At 67.0% G+C, this 20,829-nt stretch carries 19 protein-coding genes; 6 read left to right on the forward strand and 13 right to left on the reverse strand.

The window, feature by feature from the left end:
* Nucleotides 1-89: 89 nt before the first annotated feature.
* A complete protein-coding gene (gene clpB / locus CVO77_RS09685) occupies nucleotides 90-2,669 on the forward strand; it encodes an ATP-dependent chaperone ClpB (protein WP_105998864.1) in 2,580 nt (859 codons plus the stop codon).
* Nucleotides 2,670-2,726: 57 nt separating this feature from the next.
* Here clpB and CVO77_RS09690 read toward each other — a convergent pair whose 3' ends face one another.
* Nucleotides 2,727-3,062: a hypothetical protein gene (locus tag CVO77_RS09690; RefSeq protein ID WP_105998865.1), complete on the reverse strand. Its 336-nt coding sequence runs from the start codon at nucleotides 3,060-3,062 to the stop codon at nucleotides 2,727-2,729.
* 108 nt (nucleotides 3,063-3,170) lie between these two features.
* Nucleotides 3,171-4,355: an aspartyl/asparaginyl beta-hydroxylase domain-containing protein gene (locus CVO77_RS09695; protein ID WP_105998866.1), complete on the reverse strand. Its 1,185-nt coding sequence runs from the start codon at nucleotides 4,353-4,355 to the stop codon at nucleotides 3,171-3,173.
* 44 nt (nucleotides 4,356-4,399) lie between these two features.
* Between CVO77_RS09695 and CVO77_RS09700 the strand changes: the two genes are divergently transcribed.
* Nucleotides 4,400-5,425 carry a hypothetical protein gene (locus CVO77_RS09700; protein WP_192878897.1) on the forward strand — a complete coding sequence of 342 codons (1,026 nt, stop codon included), beginning with the start codon at nucleotides 4,400-4,402 and terminating at the stop codon, nucleotides 5,423-5,425.
* A 146-nt stretch (nucleotides 5,426-5,571) separates the two neighbouring features.
* On the opposite strand, the gene CVO77_RS09705 is transcribed toward CVO77_RS09700, so the two are convergent.
* From CVO77_RS09705 to xseA, 4 genes are all read right to left on the reverse strand, one after another.
* Nucleotides 5,572-8,715 carry a TonB-dependent receptor domain-containing protein gene (locus CVO77_RS09705; protein WP_242446184.1) on the reverse strand — a complete coding sequence of 1,048 codons (3,144 nt, stop codon included), beginning with the start codon at nucleotides 8,713-8,715 and terminating at the stop codon, nucleotides 5,572-5,574.
* Nucleotides 8,716-9,008: 293 nt separating this feature from the next.
* Nucleotides 9,009-9,959 (reverse strand): M23 family metallopeptidase, encoded by a 951-nt coding sequence (locus CVO77_RS09710; protein ID WP_105998868.1) that lies wholly within the window; start codon nucleotides 9,957-9,959, stop codon nucleotides 9,009-9,011.
* The gene (locus tag CVO77_RS09715; RefSeq protein ID WP_105998869.1) at nucleotides 9,956-10,162 is read right to left on the reverse strand and encodes a DUF2093 domain-containing protein; all 207 of its coding nucleotides are present in this window, start codon (nucleotides 10,160-10,162) and stop codon (nucleotides 9,956-9,958) included. Before CVO77_RS09715 ends, CVO77_RS09710 begins: the two co-directional genes overlap by 4 nt.
* Before the next feature lie 75 nt (nucleotides 10,163-10,237).
* Nucleotides 10,238-11,680 (reverse strand): exodeoxyribonuclease VII large subunit, encoded by a 1,443-nt coding sequence (gene xseA, locus CVO77_RS09720; protein WP_105998870.1) that lies wholly within the window; start codon nucleotides 11,678-11,680, stop codon nucleotides 10,238-10,240.
* Here xseA and purD point away from each other — a divergent pair.
* The 3 genes from purD to CVO77_RS09735 all read left to right on the forward strand — a co-directional run bounded on the left by purD (nucleotide 11,679) and on the right by CVO77_RS09735 (nucleotide 14,321).
* Nucleotides 11,679-12,956 (forward strand): phosphoribosylamine--glycine ligase, encoded by a 1,278-nt coding sequence (gene purD / locus CVO77_RS09725; protein WP_105998871.1) that lies wholly within the window; start codon nucleotides 11,679-11,681, stop codon nucleotides 12,954-12,956. The two genes, xseA and purD, sit on opposite strands and share 2 nt — an antisense overlap.
* 106 nt (nucleotides 12,957-13,062) lie before the next feature.
* Nucleotides 13,063-13,638, forward strand: a complete 576-nt coding sequence (locus tag CVO77_RS09730; protein WP_106000759.1) for a hypothetical protein — start codon at nucleotides 13,063-13,065, stop codon at nucleotides 13,636-13,638.
* 248 nt (nucleotides 13,639-13,886) lie between these two features.
* Nucleotides 13,887-14,321 (forward strand): hypothetical protein, encoded by a 435-nt coding sequence (locus CVO77_RS09735; RefSeq protein WP_105998872.1) that lies wholly within the window; start codon nucleotides 13,887-13,889, stop codon nucleotides 14,319-14,321.
* 50 nt (nucleotides 14,322-14,371) lie between these two features.
* Here CVO77_RS09735 and CVO77_RS09740 read toward each other — a convergent pair whose 3' ends face one another.
* A complete protein-coding gene (locus CVO77_RS09740) occupies nucleotides 14,372-15,694 on the reverse strand; it encodes a hemolysin family protein (protein ID WP_105998873.1) in 1,323 nt (440 codons plus the stop codon).
* A gap of 208 nt (nucleotides 15,695-15,902) precedes the next feature.
* On the opposite strand from CVO77_RS09740, the gene CVO77_RS09745 reads away from it, so the two are divergent.
* Nucleotides 15,903-16,592, forward strand: coding sequence for a YiaD family glycine zipper/OmpA-like lipoprotein (locus CVO77_RS09745; protein WP_105998874.1), 690 nt, complete (start codon nucleotides 15,903-15,905; stop codon nucleotides 16,590-16,592).
* A gap of 127 nt (nucleotides 16,593-16,719) precedes the next feature.
* On the opposite strand, the gene CVO77_RS09750 is transcribed toward CVO77_RS09745, so the two are convergent.
* The 6 genes from CVO77_RS09750 to CVO77_RS09775 are packed head-to-tail and all read right to left on the reverse strand — an operon-like array spanning nucleotide 16,720 to nucleotide 20,813.
* Nucleotides 16,720-17,349 carry a MarC family protein gene (locus CVO77_RS09750; protein ID WP_105998875.1) on the reverse strand — a complete coding sequence of 210 codons (630 nt, stop codon included), beginning with the start codon at nucleotides 17,347-17,349 and terminating at the stop codon, nucleotides 16,720-16,722.
* Nucleotides 17,346-18,011 (reverse strand): hypothetical protein, encoded by a 666-nt coding sequence (locus CVO77_RS09755; RefSeq protein ID WP_105998876.1) that lies wholly within the window; start codon nucleotides 18,009-18,011, stop codon nucleotides 17,346-17,348. The genes CVO77_RS09750 and CVO77_RS09755 overlap by 4 nt, the downstream gene beginning before the upstream one ends.
* Nucleotides 18,011-18,916 (reverse strand): bifunctional methylenetetrahydrofolate dehydrogenase/methenyltetrahydrofolate cyclohydrolase FolD, encoded by a 906-nt coding sequence (gene folD / locus CVO77_RS09760; protein ID WP_105998877.1) that lies wholly within the window; start codon nucleotides 18,914-18,916, stop codon nucleotides 18,011-18,013. Before folD ends, CVO77_RS09755 begins: the two co-directional genes overlap by 1 nt.
* Nucleotides 18,916-19,215, reverse strand: coding sequence for a YggT family protein (locus CVO77_RS09765; protein WP_106000760.1), 300 nt, complete (start codon nucleotides 19,213-19,215; stop codon nucleotides 18,916-18,918). The genes folD and CVO77_RS09765 overlap by 1 nt, the downstream gene beginning before the upstream one ends.
* A gap of 45 nt (nucleotides 19,216-19,260) precedes the next feature.
* Nucleotides 19,261-20,169, reverse strand: coding sequence for an acetylglutamate kinase (gene argB / locus CVO77_RS09770; protein ID WP_105998878.1), 909 nt, complete (start codon nucleotides 20,167-20,169; stop codon nucleotides 19,261-19,263).
* A complete protein-coding gene (locus CVO77_RS09775) occupies nucleotides 20,166-20,813 on the reverse strand; it encodes a queuosine precursor transporter (protein ID WP_105998879.1) in 648 nt (215 codons plus the stop codon). The genes argB and CVO77_RS09775 overlap by 4 nt, the downstream gene beginning before the upstream one ends.
* Nucleotides 20,814-20,829 lie beyond the last annotated feature (16 nt).

A 20,829-nucleotide genomic window follows, 5' to 3' on the forward strand; every position in this document is an offset into this window, starting at 1 on the left:
CTCCGCGTCTCCGCGTGAATCTCGAAACACACCCTTGTGTTGCATAACAGCAACACTATCTTGCCGGATAAGAAAGGGGCTTATCCAGAATGAACCTCGAAAAATTTACCGACCGCGCCAAGGGCTTCCTCCAGTCGGCGCAGACGATTGCGATCCGCATGAACCATCAGCGGATCAGTCCCGAGCATATCGCGAAAGCGCTGCTCGAGGATAAGGAAGGCATGGCCGCGGGCCTGATCCAGCGCGCGGGCGGCGACGCGGCGCGCGCCACCCTGGCCATCGACGCGCTGCTCGCCAAGGTTCCCGCGGTGTCGGGTTCGGGCGCGCAGGCCACGCCCGGCCTCGACAATGACGCGGTGCGCCTGCTCGACCAGGCCGAACAGGTCGCGACGAAAGCCGGCGACGGTTTCGTCACCGTCGAGCGACTGCTGCTCGCGATGACCCTCGCGACCACGACCCCGGTCGGCAGGGCGTTCGCCGACGCCGGGGTGAAAGCCGACGCACTGAACGCCGTCGTCAACGAATTGCGCCGCGGCCGCACCGCCGACAGCGCGGGCGCCGAGGACAGTTTCGAAGCACTCAGGAAATATGCCCGCGACCTCACCGAAGTCGCGCGCTCGGGCAAGCTCGACCCGGTCATCGGCCGCGACGAGGAAATCCGCCGCACCGTGCAGATCCTCGCGCGCCGCACCAAGAACAACCCCGTCCTCATCGGCGAACCCGGCGTCGGCAAGACCGCGATCGCCGAGGGGCTCGCGCTGCGCATCGCCAACGGCGACGTCCCCGACAGTTTGAAGGACCGCCGCCTGCTCGCGCTCGATATGGGCGCGCTGATCGCCGGCGCCAAATATCGCGGCGAGTTCGAGGAACGGCTGAAGGGCGTGCTCGATGAGGTGAAATCGGCCGAGGGCGAAATCATCCTGTTCATCGACGAGATGCACACGCTCGTCGGCGCGGGCAAGGGCGAGGGCGCGATGGACGCCTCGAACCTGCTCAAGCCCGCGCTCGCGCGCGGCGAACTCCATTGCATCGGCGCGACGACGCTCGACGAATATCGCAAGCATGTCGAAAAGGATCCCGCGCTCCAGCGGCGTTTCCAGCCGGTGTTCGTCGGCGAACCGACGGTCGAGGATTCGATCTCGATCCTGCGCGGGCTCAAGGAGAAATACGAACTGCACCACGGGGTGCGGATCACCGACGCCGCGATCGTCGCCGCGGCGACGCTGTCGAACCGCTATATCTCCGACCGCTTTCTGCCCGACAAGGCGATCGACCTGATGGACGAGGCGGCGAGCCGCATTCGCATGGAGGTCGAATCGAAGCCCGAGGCGATCGAGAGCCTCGACCGCCGCATCATCCAGATGAAGATCGAGGAATCGGCGCTGTCCAAGGAAAGCGATACCGCGTCGAAGGACCGGCTCACCAACCTTCAGGCCGAGCTTGCCAATCTCGAACAACAGTCGGCGGAGCTGACCCAGAAATGGCAGGCCGAAAAGGACAAGATCCACGCCGAGGCGAAGATCAAGGAAGCGCTCGACGCCGCGCGCTCGGCGCTCGACCAGGCGCAGCGCGCGGGCGACCTCGCCAAGGCGGGTGAGCTGAGTTACGGCACCATCCCCGGCCTCGAAAAGCAGCTCGCCGACGCCGAAGCCGCGGCGGGCAACGCGATGCTGCGCGAGGAAGTCACCGCCGACGATATCGCCGCGGTGGTCAGCAAATGGACCGGCATCCCGGTCGACCGGATGCTGGAGGGCGAGCGCGAAAAGCTGCTCGGCATGGAAGATACGCTGGGCAAGCGCGTCATCGGCCAGGACGAAGCCGTCCGCGCGGTCTCGACCGCGGTCCGCCGCGCGCGCGCGGGCTTGCAGGATCCGAACCGCCCGCTCGGCAGCTTCCTGTTCCTCGGCCCGACCGGTGTCGGCAAGACCGAACTGACCAAGGCGCTCGCGCGCTTCCTGTTCGATGACGACAATGCGATGGTCCGCATCGACATGTCCGAATTTATGGAAAAGCACAGCGTCGCGCGGCTCGTCGGCGCGCCCCCGGGCTATGTCGGCTATGAAGAGGGCGGCACGCTCACCGAAGCGGTGCGCCGTAGGCCCTATCAGGTCGTGCTGTTCGACGAGGTCGAAAAGGCCCACCCCGACGTCTTCAACATCCTGCTCCAGGTGCTCGACGACGGTCGGCTCACCGACGGGCAGGGCCGCACGGTCGACTTCACCAACACGCTGATCATCCTGACCTCGAACCTCGGTAGCCAGGCGATCGCCGCGCTTCCCGACGACGCGCCGGTCGAGCAGGCCGAGCCCGCGGTGATGGAGGTGGTGCGCGCGCATTTCCGGCCCGAGTTCCTGAACCGGCTTGACGAAATCGTGCTGTTCCACCGCCTCGGCCAGCAGCATATGGGCGGCATCGTCGACATCCAGGTCGCGCGCGTCCAGAAACTGCTCACCGATCGCAAGGTGACGCTCGACCTGACCGATGCCGCGCGCGCATGGCTCGGTCGCGTCGGCTACGACCCGGTCTATGGCGCGCGGCCGCTCAAGCGCGCGGTGCAGAAATATCTGCAGGATCCGCTCGCCGACCTCATCCTCAGGGGCGAGGTCAAGGACGGATCGACGATCAAGGTCGACGAAGGCGACGGCGCGCTGAAGCTGACGCCCGCCTGATCACGACCAGCAGCGTCGCGAGGCTACGGCGCATCGCGACGCTGCCGTCACCGGTGGTCAGTTCGAGCTGTTCAGCCCCTTGGCGGTCATCGCCTCGGCGGTATCGCGCGCATCCTGGCTGCCCTGCGCGATCACGACCTTCCATTGTTCATTGGTGTGGCAGACGCGGTTCTTCTTGACGAGCGAGCCGATTTCGAGCGTTTTGCGGCACTTGATATAATAGGGGTGGGTTTGCGGCAGCCCCTCGTTATAGGCCTTGATCTCGGTCGGCGTCATCAGCGACGGCGTCTTCGACGGCGGCGCCCGATCGACCGCAGCAGCCGGATCGGCGGCGGCAGCGCCCGGCGCGGCGAACAGCGCAGCGGCCATCAGGACGGGCAAATATCTGGTCATGTCGATTCTCCTCGCCGCCGGCCGGGCCGTCGGCTCCACAAAGGCCATCATAAGAGCAGCGCGCGCGCTTCGCCAAGCGGAATTTGGGCGCGGGTCGGCGCGGAAAACTCAGCGCGGAATCGCGAAACCCGACGCATCGGCGGCGGCGAAATAACGGACCAGCAGGTCGCGCTCCCCCGCGCTCAGATGGGGATTCCAGACGTCGAAGATCAGCACGGCACGCAACGCATCGCTGTCGTTCCACGCCTCATGTTCGATCGTGTCGTCAAAGACGAACGCCTGGCCCTCTTCCCACGATCGGGTTTCGCCGCCGACGCGGAAACCGCACCCCTGCGGCACGATCAGCGGCAGGTGGACGATGCTGCGACTGTTGGTGACCCCGGTGTGCGGCGGGATGCGCGTGTGCGGCCGCAACATCGAAAAGAAGGCGCTCGGCGCCCGGCCCGGAATGCGCGCGCCGGGTACCGCCGCGAGCGCCGCCGCGGTGACCGGGCAGCGATCGAGAACCGGCTGGTTTGCTTCGCCATATTCCCACAGGAAGCAGGCGCCCCAATCGAGTCGATTGTCGAGCGGCGACCAGATCGAATCGGGCGTTCCAGCCTCCATGCGGACATAGGGGCGCAGCGCCTCGCCCGGATCGTCGAGCAGCGCGAGCAGTTCGGCCCGGATCGCATCCGTCTGGGCCTCGATGTCGGCAAGCCAGGGGAAATGGTCGCGGTCGAAAAATTCGTCGGCGGGAAGGAAGGGATAATAAACCCCCGTGCATTCGTTATGATAGAAACGGCGCCGGCCCAGCGCGCCGACGACAAAGGCCTCACCGCGGCGTCGTTCGGCCTCGGTCATTGCATCGCGCATTGGCGCGATCGCGGCGGTTGCGGCGGCGAACAGCGTGTCGGTGGCACCCGCCACAAATCCCCGGCCGTGCGCCAGCAGCGGTTCGAGCGGCGGCGGAACCGGCCGGAGCTGTCCGCCCAGCGCGATGGCGGCGCTCCAGGCGCCGAGCGCCGCGCCCTTTTCGTCCCTTGCCTCGTGCCGTTCGGCCTTGCGGATCCACGCGATGATGTCGCGGCGATCGATGGCAAGCGCCGCGTCGAGCGCCCCCAGCTCGCGCGCATCGTCACCGACCGCGCGCCACGCCGAAGCGAGGTTGCGCTGCAACGCCCCCGACTGCGGATCGGCCGCGACCGCGGCGCCGAAATGGGCGGCCGCCCGTTCGGCATCGCCGGCTTGCAGCGCCGCCAATCCCAGGCGGTTGGCTTCGACGGCGGAGGCGGGCGGAGACGGGTTGACCATGTCCGGTGCTTGCCATCGGCGGGGCCGATGGGCAAGGTCGATCGATGACCGCCACGCCTTCCGTGACCCCGATCGTGCGCGATGCCGAATGGCTCGCCCACCGCTACGACCCCGGGCACGACGCCTTTCACTTCCGCCGCGTGGCGCGCGCGCAGCGGACCAGCGTGGCGTTTCTGACCGACGGCCATCTGGGGGAGGAGAAGGCGCCGACGATCGTCAGCCGCGGCGATTGCGCCGCCGCGCGGACGGGCGCGGACGCGCCGCTCCATTTCCTGTTCCACTCGGCCTATTGCGCCTCGACGATGCTGGTGCAGGCGCTCGACCAGCCGGGCGCGGCGACGAGCCTGTCCGAACCCGTGCTGCTCAACGACATGGTCGGCTGGCGGCGGCGCGGCGCCGATCCGCGCGACCACGGCCGGGTGATGAGCGACGCGCTTGCCCTGCTCGGCCGTGGCTTCGGCCCCGATGAAGCGGTGGTGATCAAGCCGTCGAACATCTTCAACCCGCTGGCGCGGGGCGCGCTGATGCTGCGGCCCGATGCCCGGGCGATCCTCCTCTATGCGCCGCTACGCGATTTCCTGCTGTCGGTGGCGCGCAAGGGGCTGTGGTGCCGCCTGTGGTGCCGCGAGCTTCTCGAGGGCTATCTGGCCGACGGTTTCGTCCAGCTCGGTTTCGAACCGCGCGATTATTTTCGCCAGTCGGACCTGCAGGTCGCAGCCGTCGGCTGGCTTGCGCAGCAACAGGCGTTTGCCGCGCTGCTCGCCTGGGCCCCGGACCGCATCGCCGCGCTCGACAGCGAGACGCTGACGCGCGACCCGGCGGCCGCGGTGGCGGCGGCGATGGATCATTATGCGATCGCCGGCGACCGGGCGGCGATTCCCGCCCATCCGGCGCTGACGCGCAACAGCAAATCGGGCGAACCTTTCGCGCCGGGCGAGCGGCAGGACGATCTGGCCGCCGCCGAGGCAGCCTATGGTGACGAAGTCGAGAAAATCGTCGGCTGGGCGGCGGCCGTCGCCGATGGCGCAGGCATTCCCCTCACGCTTCCGCACGCACTGCTGCCGCGCTGATCCCGCCGAGCCGCAGCTCACCCGTCGGCCGCCCGGCGCCACCACCCGTTCGACACCAACGCCGGACCTGCCGCTCGCAAACGACATAAGCACAAAAAAGGGGCGGACATTGCTGTCCGCCCCAATTTTTTGCGTTGATGAAGCGACTAGAACTTCAGCTTCGCCGACACCGCATAGCGGCGGCCCAGCGCGTCGTAGGTCGACGGGAAGGTGTTGCCGCTGTTGTAGGTGGTCGAACCGATCGTGTTGCCGACGATCGGCGGCTTCTGGTTGAGCATGTTCTGAACCGTCGCAGTGAAGGTCAGATTCTCGCTCACGTTGAAGCGCGCGGTCAGGTCGAAATAGTTCTTCGCCTTGATGTGGCGGAACTGCGGATCGACGACGCAACCGCCAGCATCGGTGCCCGTCGGATCGGGGCAGTCGTCGGGAGCGCCCAGAGCCGCGTCGATGTCGGCCTGCAACTGCGCGGGCTCAAACGACACGCCGTCCTGCCAGCGCCACAGCAGCGACAGATCGACCTTGTCGAAGCCGAGCGTGAAGCGGTTCGAGAACTGGAACTCGGGCTGGATCGAACCCGTGAACGAGCAGTTCACGCTGTAGAAGCCGACGCATTCGCGGTTCAGCGAATCGGGATCGGCCACATTCGCGTTGAACTTCGAATGACGCGTCCAGTTGCCGACGAACGACCAATTCAGATTGGCGAAGCCGAGGTCGGTGTTCCAGTTCATCAGCAGGTCGAAACCGTCGGTGTACAACCGGCCCAGATTGTTCGTCAGACCGAACAGACCCGGAGTGGTCGACGCATCGCCGTCGAGACCGCCGGTGATCGGGTTACGACGGATCGACGTACAAGCCGGATCGGTCGCGCTCGCCGCCGACAAGCCATTGAAGCAAGCACCGATGATGTCACCCGGCAGCGGCGTGCCGAGCACGTCGTTGACCTTGATGTTGTAATAGTCGAGCGACAGGTTGAAGCGCGGCAGGAAGTCGGGCTGGAAGACCACGCCGAGCGTCCAGGTATCGGCCTTTTCGGGCTGCAGGTTCAAATTGCCGCCCGCGGTGATGTTAGCCTGGGCCGCACTCGGGTTTTCGATCGAACCGATCGTGCCGGCCGGAGCGCCCTGCGCGATACAAACGGCGGTCAGATTGGCGTCGCCCACCGGCGCCCCACCGGCGCAGGGGTCGATACCCAGGTTGGTCAGGCCAACCGTCGCCGGCGTGAACAATTCACCGATGTTCGGCGCACGAACCGCACGGCTGTAGTTGCCGCGGAACTTGACGCCCGCGCCCGGTTCCCAGCTACCGCCAGCCTTCCAGGTCGTGGTGTTGTAGCCACCGGCGCCCTTGATGCTGTAATCCGAATAGCGGATGCCGGCTTCAAGAGTCAGGCTCTCGAAGAAGGGCTTGTCCTCGATCAGCGGCGCGACGACTTCGGCATAGGCTTCATAGACGTCGTAGCCGCCATCGATGTCGGGAGCCGCACCACCGGCGCCACCGAGTTCACCCGCCGTCTTGGCGAGCAGGTCGGACGACTGCTGCGCCTTATACTTGCGGTATTCGGCGCCGATCGCGAAACCGATCGGCTGCACCGCACCCGGCGAAGCGAAACCGAGGTCACCCGAGATGATACCGCGAGCCTGCGCAAGCGAGGTGCGGTTGGTCGAGGTGCTCCGTTCCGACAGGAAGCGCGCCATGTTGGGCGTGATCGAACCTTCGGGGCCGAAGATGTTGACCGGGACGCAGTCCGCATTGCCGCTCTGGCAAGTCACGCCGTCATCCGACAGCGACGCCTCGCGGAACCGCGACTGCAGCGTATAGCCCTTGATCGTCTGGATATTCTCGGATTCGCCATAAGCGCCCTCGACGCTCCAGTCGATCGAATCGGTGATGCCGCCGCGCAGACCCAGACGATAGTCGAAGAAGGTCGTCTGATAGTCGCTGATGCGGGGACCGACTTCCGGCGTGCGGCGCGAAAGCGCGGTCGTGACTTCGCGATAGTTTGGATCATCACGACCGGTTGCCGTTGCCGCCGCGTCGCAATCGTCCTGCTCAATCTGTGCCTTATACACCGTCTGCCCCGAAACCGCGTTGCCGTCGGCATCAACGCCGCTGACCACCGGAGCGACGTTGAGCGCGCAGAACTGGTTGCGCAGCGCCGCAGGCAGGAAGGGGTTATTCAGGTTGACCGTCACGGTGCCGCCGAACGAACCCGACGGCGCGATGATCGTCGACACGGTGTTCTTCGAGAACATGCCGCGCGTATAGACTTCAACCGCGTCCGAGACCTCATAATTGGCCTGGCCATAGATGTTGAAGCGCTCGAACGGCGTCTGGTAGATGTTGAACGGGTTGAAGTTGTAGGTCGCGAAGGTGCCGACCGCCTGACCGTCCGCATTGACCTGACGCACGCCGCCGTTTGCGGCGCCGCCAGCCTGCAGCGCAAGCACCGGAATCGTCGCGGGATTCGTGGCGCTCGGAGGCATGGTCGGGTCGAAATTGGGGTTCGGAACCGTACCGGTCTGGGCATATTGCGCGATCGTGTTCGGCAAGCCGCCCGTCAGGCCGCGGGTACCCGAGAGACGCGACGGAACGCCCGTGCCCGAACCGACAAAGGTGTTCGAATAGCTGTCGAGCGTGTCGGCCGAGTAGGAACGCTGGCCCTGATAGACCGGATCGGCCTGCTGGTAACCGATGCTCAGCACCGCATTGCCGCGACCGTCGTCGAAATTGGCGCCGATGGTGGCGTCGACGCGGAAGACGTTGCCGTCGCCCTGTTCGGTCAGCTGTTCCGAAGCATTCACTTCGAGGCCGGCGAAATCGCGCTTGGTGATGAAGTTGACGACGCCGGTGATCGCGTCGGCACCATAGGTGGTCACCGCAGCGCCGGTCAGCGCATCGACGCGCTCGATGAGCGCGAGCGGAATATTGTTAAGATCGACGCGGCCGTTGACGTCCGACGGCGCAACGCGGTTGCCGTTCAGCAACACGATATTGCGGGTCGAGCCGAGACCGCGAAGATCGACGTAGGAGGCGCCACCGTTGCCGTTGTTCACGGCCGAACCGATGTTCGCGACCACGCCGGGCATTTCGCGCAGCACTTCTTCGGCGACGTTCGACTGCTTGAGTTCGATGACGTCCGCCGTGGTCACGTTGACCGGGGTCGACTGTTCGAGGTTCGGGTTACGGATCAACGTACCCGTAACGACGATTTCGGAGTTGTTCGTGGCGGCCGTGTCGCTGGCCTGGGCGTCCTGCGCCAAGGCGGGCGAGGCGCCGGCAAGCAGACCCATGCCGAGTACGAACGGCGCAGCGCCAAGCTTCAAATAATGCGTGGTTTTCACAGTGCAGTCCCTTGCTACTGTTGATGATACACCCGGACCCCTATCGCAAAACGGCGCAATGCCGCCCCTGAAGATGCCCCGATAGCGTGCGGGATGGTCTTTCATTCATGTGGAGTAAAGGTGATTTGCGGGGAGGACGGCCGTTTCGTCGCCGATTGTGACGTATTTGCAACAGACCGGAATCGCGGCGAAATAGAAGGCGTCCGCCAGGCCTCAACCACGAAATATAATATCAATTGATATTATCGCCCGGACGCCTGCTCGCCCATCGGCCCCGCCAGTTTTCCGGGGTCGAGGCGCGCGCCCTGCCATTTGAGGCCCCAGTGAAGATGCGGGCCGGTCGCGCGCCCGGTGCGGCCGACGAGCCCGAGCTGCTGGCCCTGCGTCACCCGGTCGCCGACCTTCACGTCGAGCCGCTGGCAATGGAGAAAGGCGCTCGACAGCCCCATGCCATGATCGACGATGAGCAGATTGCCCTCGAGCGTGAAGGGCGCCGACGCCGCGAGCGTCACCACCCCGTCGGCGGGTGCGAAGAAGGGCGTTCCCGCGGGGACCGCAACGTCGGTGCCGCTATGATAGCTGCCGGGCTTGCCCTGGTAGACGCGCTGCGAGCCGAAGAAGCCCGAGAAACGCCCGGTCACCGGCCAGCGGAATTTTTGCCGCCAGCCGTCCGATTCGACCGGGGTCGCACGCGCCGCGGCGATCTCGGCCAGTTCGGCCGGCCGCCGCCGCGCGAACTCGGCGTCGCTCGACGCGCCGCCTCTATAAGGTGCATTGATATGCTCGATCCGCCAGCTTCCGGCGGCGACCGTCAGCGCCCGCTCGACCCGCTGCCCCGACGCCAGCGTCGCGACGAGCCGCGCCAGGGGCGCAGCGTCGCGGTCGAAAGCGATCAGGAAGCTCTCGTCGCTCGCCAGCGGCACCGGCTGGCCGTCGAGCGTCAGCGTCCGCGTTCCGCCCGGCGCCTGCCCCAGCATCACCGCGCCCTGCTCGGGCGTCCCGCGCAGCAGGAAATCGGCGCGCACCGGCGGCGCGGCGGGCGGCGGCAACGGCGGCCCGGGGTCGGTGAAGGGCGAAGGCTCGGGTGATGGCGCGGGCTTCGCCGGCGCGTCCGAAGCCGGCACGCATCCGGCCGCAACCGTCAGCAGCGCCAGCGCGGCGAGCAGGTGCGGCGCCCGTATCGACCGCTTCATGCCTTGCTGTCGAGCGCGGCCTGCACCGAAAGCGCGGCGGTCGCATAGGGCTCCTGCCGCGCGACCGACCAATAGCGAAGCTCGTCAAGCCCGATCGGCACGCCCGTCACCGCGCACAGCACATGGTCGCCCGGCGACAGCACCCGGAAACCATTGGGGCCATAGTGCAGGCGAGCGAGGCGGTTGCGGCTGGCGATCAGCATGATTCAAGGTCCGTTCGAGGGCGAAGCAGGACGCCGACTATAGCAGCTATGCCGCGCGCGGCCACCCCCGGCCGGTCAGAACAGCTCACCCTGCCCCCGTTTCGGCGGCGGCGCCTTGCGCGCCGGTCGGGGCGCGGGCGGCGGCGCCTCGCCATCCGCGACCTCGGCGGGGACGTCGCCATCGGCGAACTGGAGCCGCAGACGCCGCGCGGCGCGCGCCTTCGCCGCGCTCGTGACGATCGCGCCCCCGGCATCGCGCACCATCGCATAGCCGCGCGACAGCAGCGCGCGCGGGTCGAGCGACGCGAACAATCGCTCCAGCCCCTCCAGCCGCGCCCGGTCGCGGTCGAGCCTTCGTGCGAGCAGCGACGGCCGCAGCGCCCCGGCGCGCGACGCGAGCCGCTCGGCGACCACGGTGAGCCGGTGACGCTGCGCCCGGTCGATCCGCCCCTCGGCATCGTCGAGCCGCTGGCGCTGCGGCGCATAGAGCGCCTCGCGCTTCGGCAGATGACGCGCCAGCGCGACCAGCCGTTCGCGTGCCAGCGCCGCATGGCGGCTCGCCGCACCGATCATCCGCCCGCCGCGCGCCGCGAGTTCGGCGGCCAGTTCGGCGCGCACCGGCACCGCCAGTTCGGCGGCCGCGGTCGGGGTCGGCGCGCGCATGTCGGCGGCATAATCGGCGAGCGTCACGTCGGTCTCGTGCCCCACCGCGCTGATCGTCGGGATGCGGCAATCGGCGATCGCGCGCACCACCACCTCTTCGTTGAACGCCCACAGATCCTCGATCGACCCGCCGCCGCGCGCGACGATCACCAGGTCGGGACGCGGCACCGGCCCGCCGGGCACAAGCGCGTCGAAGCCGCGGATCGCCTTGGCGACCTGCGCCGCCGCGCCCTCGCCCTGCACCAGTACCGGCCAGACGATGACGTGGGTGGGAAAGCGGTCGGCGAGGCGGTGAAGGATGTCACGTATCACCGCGCCGGTCGGCGAGGTGACGACGCCGATGATCCGCGGCAGGCGCGGCAGGGGCTGCTTGCGCTCGCGGTCGAATAGGCCCTCGCCGCCCAGCCGCGCCTTCAATTTCTCGAACAGCAGCATCAGCGCGCCTTCGCCCGCGATCTCGAGGCTGTCGACGACGAGCTGATATTTGGAGCGCCCCGGATAGGTGGTGAGCTTGCCGGTCGCGATCACCTCGATCCCGTCCTCGGGCCGGAACGCGAGGCGGCCCGCCTGCCCCTTCCACATCACCATGTCGATCAGGGCGTTGTCGTCCTTGAGCGCCGCATAGAAATGCCCCGACGCGGCGCGCTTTGCCCCCGACAGTTCGCCGCGCACGCGAACGCGCGCGAAGCCGTCCTCGACGATGCGCTTGATCGCCGCCGACAATTGGCTCACCGACAGGGGAGGCGCCCCGTCGCCGGGCGGCGACCGATCGACATTGTCGCCCGGCGCGGCCTCGGCTAACAGCCGCGCTGCACCGTCGTCGCCGGACGCCATATCGGGAAAAGGGACTGCCATGAATATCCTGCTCATCGGGTCGGGGGGCCGCGAACATGCGCTGGCCTGGCAACTGGCACAATCGCCAAGCTGCGCCAAGCTCTATGCCGCTCCGGGCAACCCGGGGATCGAACTTCACGCCGAATGCTCGGCCGTTCCCGCCGACGACCTCGACGGCCTGATCGCCTTCGTCCGCGCCCATATGATCGATTTCGTCGTCGTCGGGCCGGAGGCACCGCTGGTCGCCGGGCTTGCCGATCGGCTGCGCGCGATCGGGGTGCCGGTGTTCGGCCCCTCCGCCGCCGCGGCGCGGCTCGAAGGATCGAAGGGCTTCACCAAGGATCTTTGCGCGCGCGCCGGCATCCCGACCGCCGCCTATGCCCGCTGCACGAGCGCCGAGGAAGCGCTGGCCGTCCTCGACGGTTTTGTGATTCCCGTCGTCATCAAGGCCGACGGTCTTGCCGCGGGCAAGGGCGTGATCATCGCCGAAACGCGCGGCGAGGCCGAGACGGCGATCGAAGAGATGTTCGATGGCGCGTTCGGCGGCGCGGGGGCCGAGGTGGTGATCGAGGAGTATATGTCCGGCGAGGAAGCGAGCTTCTTCGCGCTCTCCGACGGCACCAACGTCATGGCTTTCGGCAGCGCGCAGGACCACAAGCGCGTCGGCGACGGCGACACCGGCCCCAATACCGGCGGCATGGGCGCCTACAGCCCCGCGCCGGTCCTGACCCCCGACCTCGAAGCGCAGGTCATGGACCGCATCCTCCGCCCGACGGTGCGGGCGCTCGCGGCCGAAGGCACGCCCTATGTCGGTGTCCTCTTCGCCGGGCTGATGCTCACCGATCAGGGACCGAAGCTGATCGAATATAATTGCCGCTTCGGCGACCCCGAATGCCAGGTGCTGATGATGCGCCTCAAGGGGGATTTCGCCGCGCTGCTCCATGCCGCGGCGACCGGTGCTCTCGCCACCGCCGAGCCACCCGCCTTTTCGCACGATTATGCGCTGACCGTCGTCCTGGCGGCGAAGGGATATCCCGGCATCCCCGAAAAGGGCGGCGCGATTCACAACATCGCCGAAGCCGAGGCGGGCGGCGTGCGCGTCTTCCACGCCGGCACCGCCCGCAACGACCGCACCCTCGTCGCCGCGGGCGGGCGCGTGCTGAGCGTCACCGCGACGGGCAAGAGCGTCACCGAAGCCCAGGCGCGCGCCTATGCCGCGGTCGACAGGCTCGACTTCCCCGGCGGCTTCTGCCGCCGCGATATCGGCTGGCGCGAGGTAAAGCGCGAAGCGGAGTAATCAGGATCGGCTATAGCCTACCCGCGAAAGCGGGAATGACGAGGGAATTAGGAGTCGACCCCGCTCCAAAGGCCGAATAGGCTGAGGCGAAAATAGGGAGATGGTCATGGCATGGTTGCAGGAAAATTGGGTCATCGCGGTCGTCGGCCTCGTCGTCGCGATCGTGCTGCTGTGGTGGCTGTTCGGCCGCAACAGGCCCGAAGAGATCGCGCCGCCGGTCGCACCGGCCGCCGAACCGAAGAAGCCGCTCGAAGCAGCGAAGCCCGAGATCGTCGCCGCCGAACCGGCGCGCTTCAAGCCGCGCGATCCCGCGCCGGCGCCCGCCGTGCCGGCCCCTGCGCCGCCGCCGGCCGCCGCAGCGCCGGAACCCGAACCCACCGCCGCGATCCCCGCAGAGCCCGCCGCTCCCCCGCCCGCAGCGAAACCCGCCAAGGCCGATAATCTGCAATTGCTGAAAGGCATCGGACCCAAGCTGGCCGGTCTCCTGAACGGCCTCGGCGTCACCAGCTTCCAGCAGGTCGCGGCCTGGACCGCGGCCGATATCGCCACGATCGACGCCCAGCTCGGCGCCTTCCAGGGCCGCATCGCGCGCGACAATATCGTCGACCAGGCGACCTATCTCGCGCGCGGCGACAAGGCGGGGTTCGAAGCGAAATATGGCGCGCTCGGCGGGGAGCTTTAGGGGCCGGATGCAACCGCTAGGGCGATGTTAGGTATCTTATAACCTCGTCATTCCCCTTTTTTCCTGCCCAAGCTTTCCTGCCCAAGCTTTCCTGTATCGTCACCCCGGGCTTGACCCGGGGGGCAGGCTGTCTTGAAGGAAAAGGCGGAGCCCGGGATAACGGGCTGGAGGTGAGGCTACGCCCCACCGCAAAGCCACCCCCCAAATAACCCTTTCCTACATTATACCGCCATGCTTCAAACTGGCGGATGGAACGCACCAACCCGTCTTCGCCATCGCTGCTGCTCGCCGATAGCTGCCTCGCCTTCAACCCCGTGCCCGGGCAGCGCCAGCGCGCTGACGGTTGGACGCCGGAAACGCAGGCCTGTTTCATCCGCGCGCTCGAGGCGATGGGTTCGGTCGGACAGGCGGCGAAAGTGGTCGGGATGGGCCGCCGCTCGGCCTATCGCCTGCGCGAGCGTCCCGGTTCCGACAGCTTTGCGGCGGCGTGGGATAGCGCGCTCTCGATGGGCCGTATGCGGCAGTTCGACTATGCGATGGACCGCGCGCTCAACGGCGTCACCACGGTTCGCATCCTGCGCGGCGGCGCGATCGACGTCACGGGCGGTCCCGACATGGACGTCGTCCGCGCCGCCATTCGCGAAGATGCCGCGCCGCTTAAAGCCACAAAGGACACATTTTGAAGGCGTCGATGCGGGGCCTTTGTGGCTTTAAGGACGATAAGCGCCCCGCATCACTCGGCCTCGTCGCCCTTTGGTCTTCGAATTTCGCTGACCAGCAGCTTGTCGATCTTGCGGCCGTCCATGTCGACGATCTCGAACTTCCATCCGCGGTCGGTAAAGCTTTCGCCTTCGGCGGGCAGGTGCTTCAGGATCGCCAGCGCATGGCCCGCCGCGGTCGCATAGTCGCGGTCGTCGCCAAGCTCGATCCCCAGCCGTTCGGCCATCTGATCGGCGGGCATCGACCCCGCGATCAGCAAGCTGCCGTCGTCGCGTTCGGTGACGAAGGGTTCGTTGCCGATGTCCTGGTCCGACGCGAATTCGCCCGCGATCGCCGAGAGCAGATCGGCCGGCGTTACCAGCCCCTCGAAATGCCCATATTCGTCGTGGACGAGCAGCATCGGCACCTCGGCCGCGCGCAGGCTTTCGAGCGCATCCATCGCGTCGATCTGGTCGTGGATGACCTTGGCGGGGCGCGTCAGTTTCTCGAGGTCGAGCACCTGCCCGCGAAACAGCGCCCCCGCGATGTCGCGCGCCTGGACGATGCCGACGATGTCGTCGACCGAGCCGCGCGCGACGGGCAACCGCGTGTGCGGGCTTTCGAGCAGCTTGGCGCGCACCGCGTCGGCATCCGACGCGATGTCGATCCAATCGACGTCGATGCGCGGGGTCATCACCTCGCGCACCGGCCGGTCGGCGAGGCGGACGACGCCCGAGATGATCGCGCGCTCGCTTTCCTCGATCACCCCCGATTTCGACGCCTCGGCGACGATCAGGTGCAGTTCCTCGGCGGTCACTCGGTCCTCGGACTCGCGGTTGAGCCCGAGCAGGCGAAAGACGAGCGCCGAGCTGTTGTCGAGCAGCCAGACGAGCGGCGCCGCGACGCGCGACAGCCAGACCATCGGCACCGCCATCGCGATCGCGATCGGTTCCGGCGCGCGCAGCGCGAATTGCTTGGGAACCAGTTCGCCCGCGATCAGCGAGAAATAGGTAGTAACGCCGATGACGACCACGAAGCCCGCCCTGGCGGCATGTTCGGCGTCGAGCCCGAACCACACCGCGAGCCGGTCGGCGACCGGCTGCCCCAGACTTGCGCCCGAATAGGCGCCGGCAAGGATGCCGATCAGCGTGATGCCGACCTGCACCGTCGACAGGAAGCGCCCCGGATCGGCGGCGAGCTGGCGCGCGATCTTCGCGCCGCGGCTACCGCGCTTTTCGGCCGCCTGCAAACGCGGCCCGCGCGCCGAGACGATCGCGAGCTCGGACAGGGCAAACAGGCCGTTGAGAAGGATCAGCACCGCGATGATCGCGACATCGGACCAGGGAAAGGGGGTCATCGGGCAGCCCAACGGCGCATCGTCGCCCAGCCCCTGTCAGCTTCGGTCATCGCCACCCTATAGGCGATGGTGGCGGCAAAGCACAATGGCTCCGCTCAGCCGGGGTTCAGCCAGATTCTGGAACCAGTTGGCGCGGCATATGTTATCGACACGGACGGCGGTTCGCACGACCAGCAGGCGGCCGCCACTTACAAAGGGAGCCAAAGACATGAACAGCAAGACGATCAAGCTCGCCGCCCTCGCCGGCATCGGCGCACTCGCGCTCACCGGCTGCGTGACCGACCCCGAAACGGGCAAGCAAACGATTTCGAAGGCGGCGATCGGCGGCATCGGCGGCGCGCTCGGCGGCTATCTGCTCGGCGATCTGGTCGGCGGCCGTCACGACCGCACCGAAAAGATTCTCGGCGCCGGGATCGGCGCGGTCGGCGGCGCCGGCGTCGGCTATTATATGGATCAGCAGGAAAAGAAGCTGCGCGAACGCACCGCGGGCACCGGCATCGACGTCGAGCGCCAGGGCGACCAGCTCGTGCTCAACATGCCCGGCGACGTGACCTTCGACCTCAACAGCGCGGTGGTGAAATCGCAGTTCCGCGGCGCGCTCGACAGCGTCGCCTCGACCCTGTCGGAATATCCGAGCACCTATATCGACGTTTACGGCCACACCGATTCGCAGGGCAGCGACAGCTATAATCAGGGCCTGTCGGAGCGCCGCGCCGCGTCGGTCGCCGACTATCTGTCCAGCCGCGGGGTCAACCGCGCGCGCATGGCGACCCTGGGCTATGGCGAATCGCAGCTTAAATGCGCGCCCGAACGCAGCGAGGCCGATTATCAGTGCAATCGCCGCGTCGAAATCCGTATCGCCCCGGTGACGCAGAACGACGTGAACAACGCGAGGTAAACGAGGCCATCAAAGAGAAGCCGTGTATCCCCGCGAAGGCGGCAATCCATCTCCGGCCGGTTCAAAATGGCACCCGCCGGAGATGGGGGCCCGCCTTTGTGGGGGAACATGCTGTTATATTGGCACTTCAAGCCAGCGACGAAAAGCTTGCCTTCAGCCCGTCGATCACGAACTGCGCCGCGAGCGCGGCGAGCAGGACGCCGAGCAGGCGGGTGATCACCGCTTCGCCCTTGTTGCCGATCAGCCGCATGAACGGCCCCGCGAGCAACAGCGCCGCGAGCGTGATCAGCAGCACGAGCAGCAGCGCGCCGAAAATCACCAGCGCGCGGTCGAGCCCGCTGTTCTGCGAGACGAGCAGCATGACCGACGCGATCGATCCCGGCCCCGCGAGCATCGGCATCGCCATCGGAAAGACCGAGACATCCTCGACCTCGGGGGTCGCCTTGACCTTTTCGGCGCGCTGTTCGCGGCGCTCGGTGCGCTTTTCGAACACCATGTCGATCGCGATGATGAACAGCATGATCCCGCCCGCGATGCGGAAACTGTCGAGGTCGATGTGAAGAAAGGACAGCAGTTCCTCGCCGAACATCGCGAAGAATATCAGGATGCCCCCCGCGATGACCGTCGCGCGCAGTGCCATCGACCGCCGCTGCGCGGTGCTCGCACCCGTCGTCAAACTGGCATAGATCGGCGCGCAGCCCGGCGGGTCGATGACGACGAACAGCGTCACGAAGGCCGAAATGAAGAGGTCGATCATTTCGGCGCGGCAACCTGATTATCGATGACGGTCGCCATCTCCTTGCCATCCCATAGCCGTATGGTGACGCGGCGCGACCGGTCGGGGTGGACGGTCGAGGTCCAGCTCAATGTCTGGTCGGGCGACAGGCCGACCGTCCTATCGTCACCCTCTGCGCCAGCCTCGATCGGCACGCCGGGTCGCGACCCGCATTTCGCCTGCTTCGATTCGATGAAGTCGGGCGCGACGAGCGGGGTCGTCAGATCGTCGCCATGGTCGAGCACCCACGTCATCTTGCCCTTTTTAGGATCCCGGAGCCAGACGGTGGTGAAATAGCCATTCGCCGGCCCCTTTTGCCACGCTCCTGTGGTCACCCCGACATTGCCGTCGCAGCTGACATAGACCGCGTGTGGCTGCCACTTCACCGCCTCGGCCGGATTCTTCTGCGACTTCAGCCAGTCCTGCGCCTTCACCCGCTGCGGCACGAACATCACCGCGTCGGGCGCCGCCGTCTCGCGGAAGGCCGTCCACTGCCCCTTGTCCTGCGCGAGCCGTGCAAAGGCGATTTCGGCGGCGATGAAGCCGCTGGGGTTCGCGGCGAGCGGGCGGTTGCGTTCGCGTGCCGCCACCGCGCCACCCGCAAGCATGGCAAGCGCCGTCGCGGCGGCGAGCAGGTTGCGCATCAGAAGCCCTCCGGATCGGCGAGGCCAGCGCGGCGGTGCGCGGCGACCAGCGTGTTGCGAAGCAGACAGGCGATCGTCATCGGGCCGACCCCGCCCGGTACCGGGGTGATCGCACTGGCAACTGCCGATACCTCGGCAAAGTCGACGTCGCCGACCAGTCGGCCTTTCGCCGCGCCATCGGCTGGCGGCAGGCGATTGATGCCGACGTCGATCACCACCGCGCTGGGCTTGATCCAGTCGCCCTTCACCATTTCGGGCCGGCCGACCGCGGCGACGACGATGTCGGCGCGGCGGACCAGATCGGGCAGATCCTTCGTGCGACTGTGGGCGATGGTGACGGTCGCGTTGGCGCCGAGCAGCAGCGCCGCCATCGGCTTGCCGACGAGGATCGAGCGGCCGATCACCACCGCATCCTTGCCCGACAGGTCGCCGAGCCGGTCCTGCAGCAGCAGCAAACAGCCATAAGGCGTGCAAGGCACCATCCCCGCGATGCCGAGCGCGAGGCGTCCCGCGCTGACCGGGGTCAGCCCGTCGACATCCTTGCCGGGGTCGATAGTCGCCACCGCGCGCTGCTCGTCGAGATGGCCCGGAAGCGGCAGTTGGAGCAATATGCCATCGACCGCCGCATCGGCGTTGAGCCGAGCAAGCAGTGCTTCGACCTCGTCCTGCGTCGCGGTGGCGGGCAGGCGATGCTCGAAGCTCGCCATGCCGGCGGCGAGCGTCGCCTTGCCCTTCGACCCGACATAGACCGCGCTCGCCGGATCGTCGCCGACGAGGACGACCGCAAGGCCGGGCGCACGGCCCGTCGCGGTGACGAAGGCCGGGACGACGTCGGCAATACGGGCGCGCAGGCTCGCGGCGAACGCCTTGCCGTCGATGACGTCGGCGTGCGTCAGCGTCGCCATCACGCCATCCCGTTGGCGTAGGCGAAGCGCGCCAGATAGTTCAGCACCGGGCCGTCGAGGATGATGATCAGGATCAGCACGACCATCGGGGTCAGGTCGAGCCCGCCGAAATCAGGCATGATGCGGCGGAACGGCCGGTAAAGCGGTTCGGTGATGCGATCGAGCATCAGCCAGAGCTGGCGGACGAAATCATTGTGGGTGTTGATGACGTTGAAGGCGATCAGCCACGACATCACCGCCTGCGCGATGATGAACCACCACAGGACCGTCAGCAGGATGTGGACGATCTGGAGAAACATGAGGAACAAGGTGGCGTCTCCGTAAAGGGGGTCTCGATGGCTGTCTTAGCGGTGAATGAGCGTGCCCGCACCCCGTGCGGTGAAAATTTCGAGCAGCATCGCATGCGGGATGCGTCCGTCGAGGATGACCGCCGCCTCGACCCCAGCATCGACCGCGGCGACGCAGGTCTCGACCTTGGGGATCATGCCGCCGGTGATCGTCGCGTCAGCCTTGAGCGCATCGATCGCGGCGCGGTCGAGATCGGTGAGCAGCGCCCCCGACTTGTCGAGCACGCCCGCGACGTCGGTGAGCAGGAAGAAGCGCTTGGCGCCGAGCGCACCGGCGATCGCGCCCGCCATCGTGTCGGCGTTGATATTATAGGTCGCGCCATCGGCACCGAGCGCGACGGGCGCAATGACCGGGATGAAATTGTCTTTGGTCAGGTTGGTGAGGATCGTCGGATCGACCGCGACGGGCTCGCCGACAAAGCCGAGATCGACGTGGCGCTCGATCCCCGAATTGGGGTCGGGCTCGGTGCGTGTCACCTTTTCGGCGAGCACCAGATTGGCGTCCTTGCCCGAAATGCCAACCGCGCGACCGCCGAGACCGGCGATCCAACTGACGATTTCCTTGTTGATCTTGCCCGCGAGCACCATCTCGGCGACCTCGGCGGTCGCGGCGTCGGTGACGCGAAGCCCGCCGACAAAGGTCGATTCGATCCCGAGCTGTTTCAGCATCGCGCCGATCTGCGGCCCGCCGCCATGGACGACGACCGGGTTGATGCCGACCGCTTTCAGCAAGACGACATCCTCGGCGAAGTCGCGCTGCGCCTCGGGGTCGCCCATCGCGTGGCCGCCATATTTGATCACGAACGTCTCGCCGGCATAGCGCTGCAGATAGGGCAGCGCCTCGACGAGCGTTTCGGCCTTGGCGAGCAGGTCGGGCATTGTCGAAGGATCGGTCACGGGCATCATCCAGCGTTGTTCGCGTCGAGCTTGCGGCCGATCGCAACCACCGCCATCACGAGCAGCGGCACCATCACCGCCGACAGCACGATCTTGGCGATCATCTGGCCGAGCATCAGATCGCCGATCGGACGGACGCCATAGAAGCTGACGGTGATGAAGATCAATGTATCGATGATCTGGCTGAGCGCCGCGGCGACGAAGCCGCGCAACGGCAGCAGCCGCCCGTTGTTCGCGGTCATCCGCGAAAAGAGCCAGACGTTGAGGCTGACCGACACGCCATAGGCGAGAATCCCCGCCGCCATCATCCGCCAGCTCTGCCCGACGATGACGGGGAACGCCGCTTTTGCGGGCTCGTACATGCCGGGATCGGTCGGCAGTTGCAGCACGAACAGGGTCAGCAGGATCGCCAGCACGAGCGGAATGAAACCCAGCCGGACAAGCCGGTCGGCCACCGCGCGCCCGTGCAATTCGGCGATGCCGCTCGAGATGGCGATCAGCGTCAGAAAGGGGAAAATCCCGGCCTCGACCGCCAGCGGCCCCAGCGCGACCTGCTTCGCGCCCAGGAAGCCGCCGAGCGGAACCATCCCGCCATAAAGGATCGCGAACAGCAGCAACGAGGGCGCGATGACGCGCGAAGAGCTAGTTTCCATCGGCGCCGCTTAATCG

The organism is Sphingopyxis lindanitolerans, from assembly GCF_002993885.1.
In the GTDB taxonomy this organism is placed as follows: domain Bacteria; phylum Pseudomonadota; class Alphaproteobacteria; order Sphingomonadales; family Sphingomonadaceae; genus Sphingopyxis; species Sphingopyxis lindanitolerans.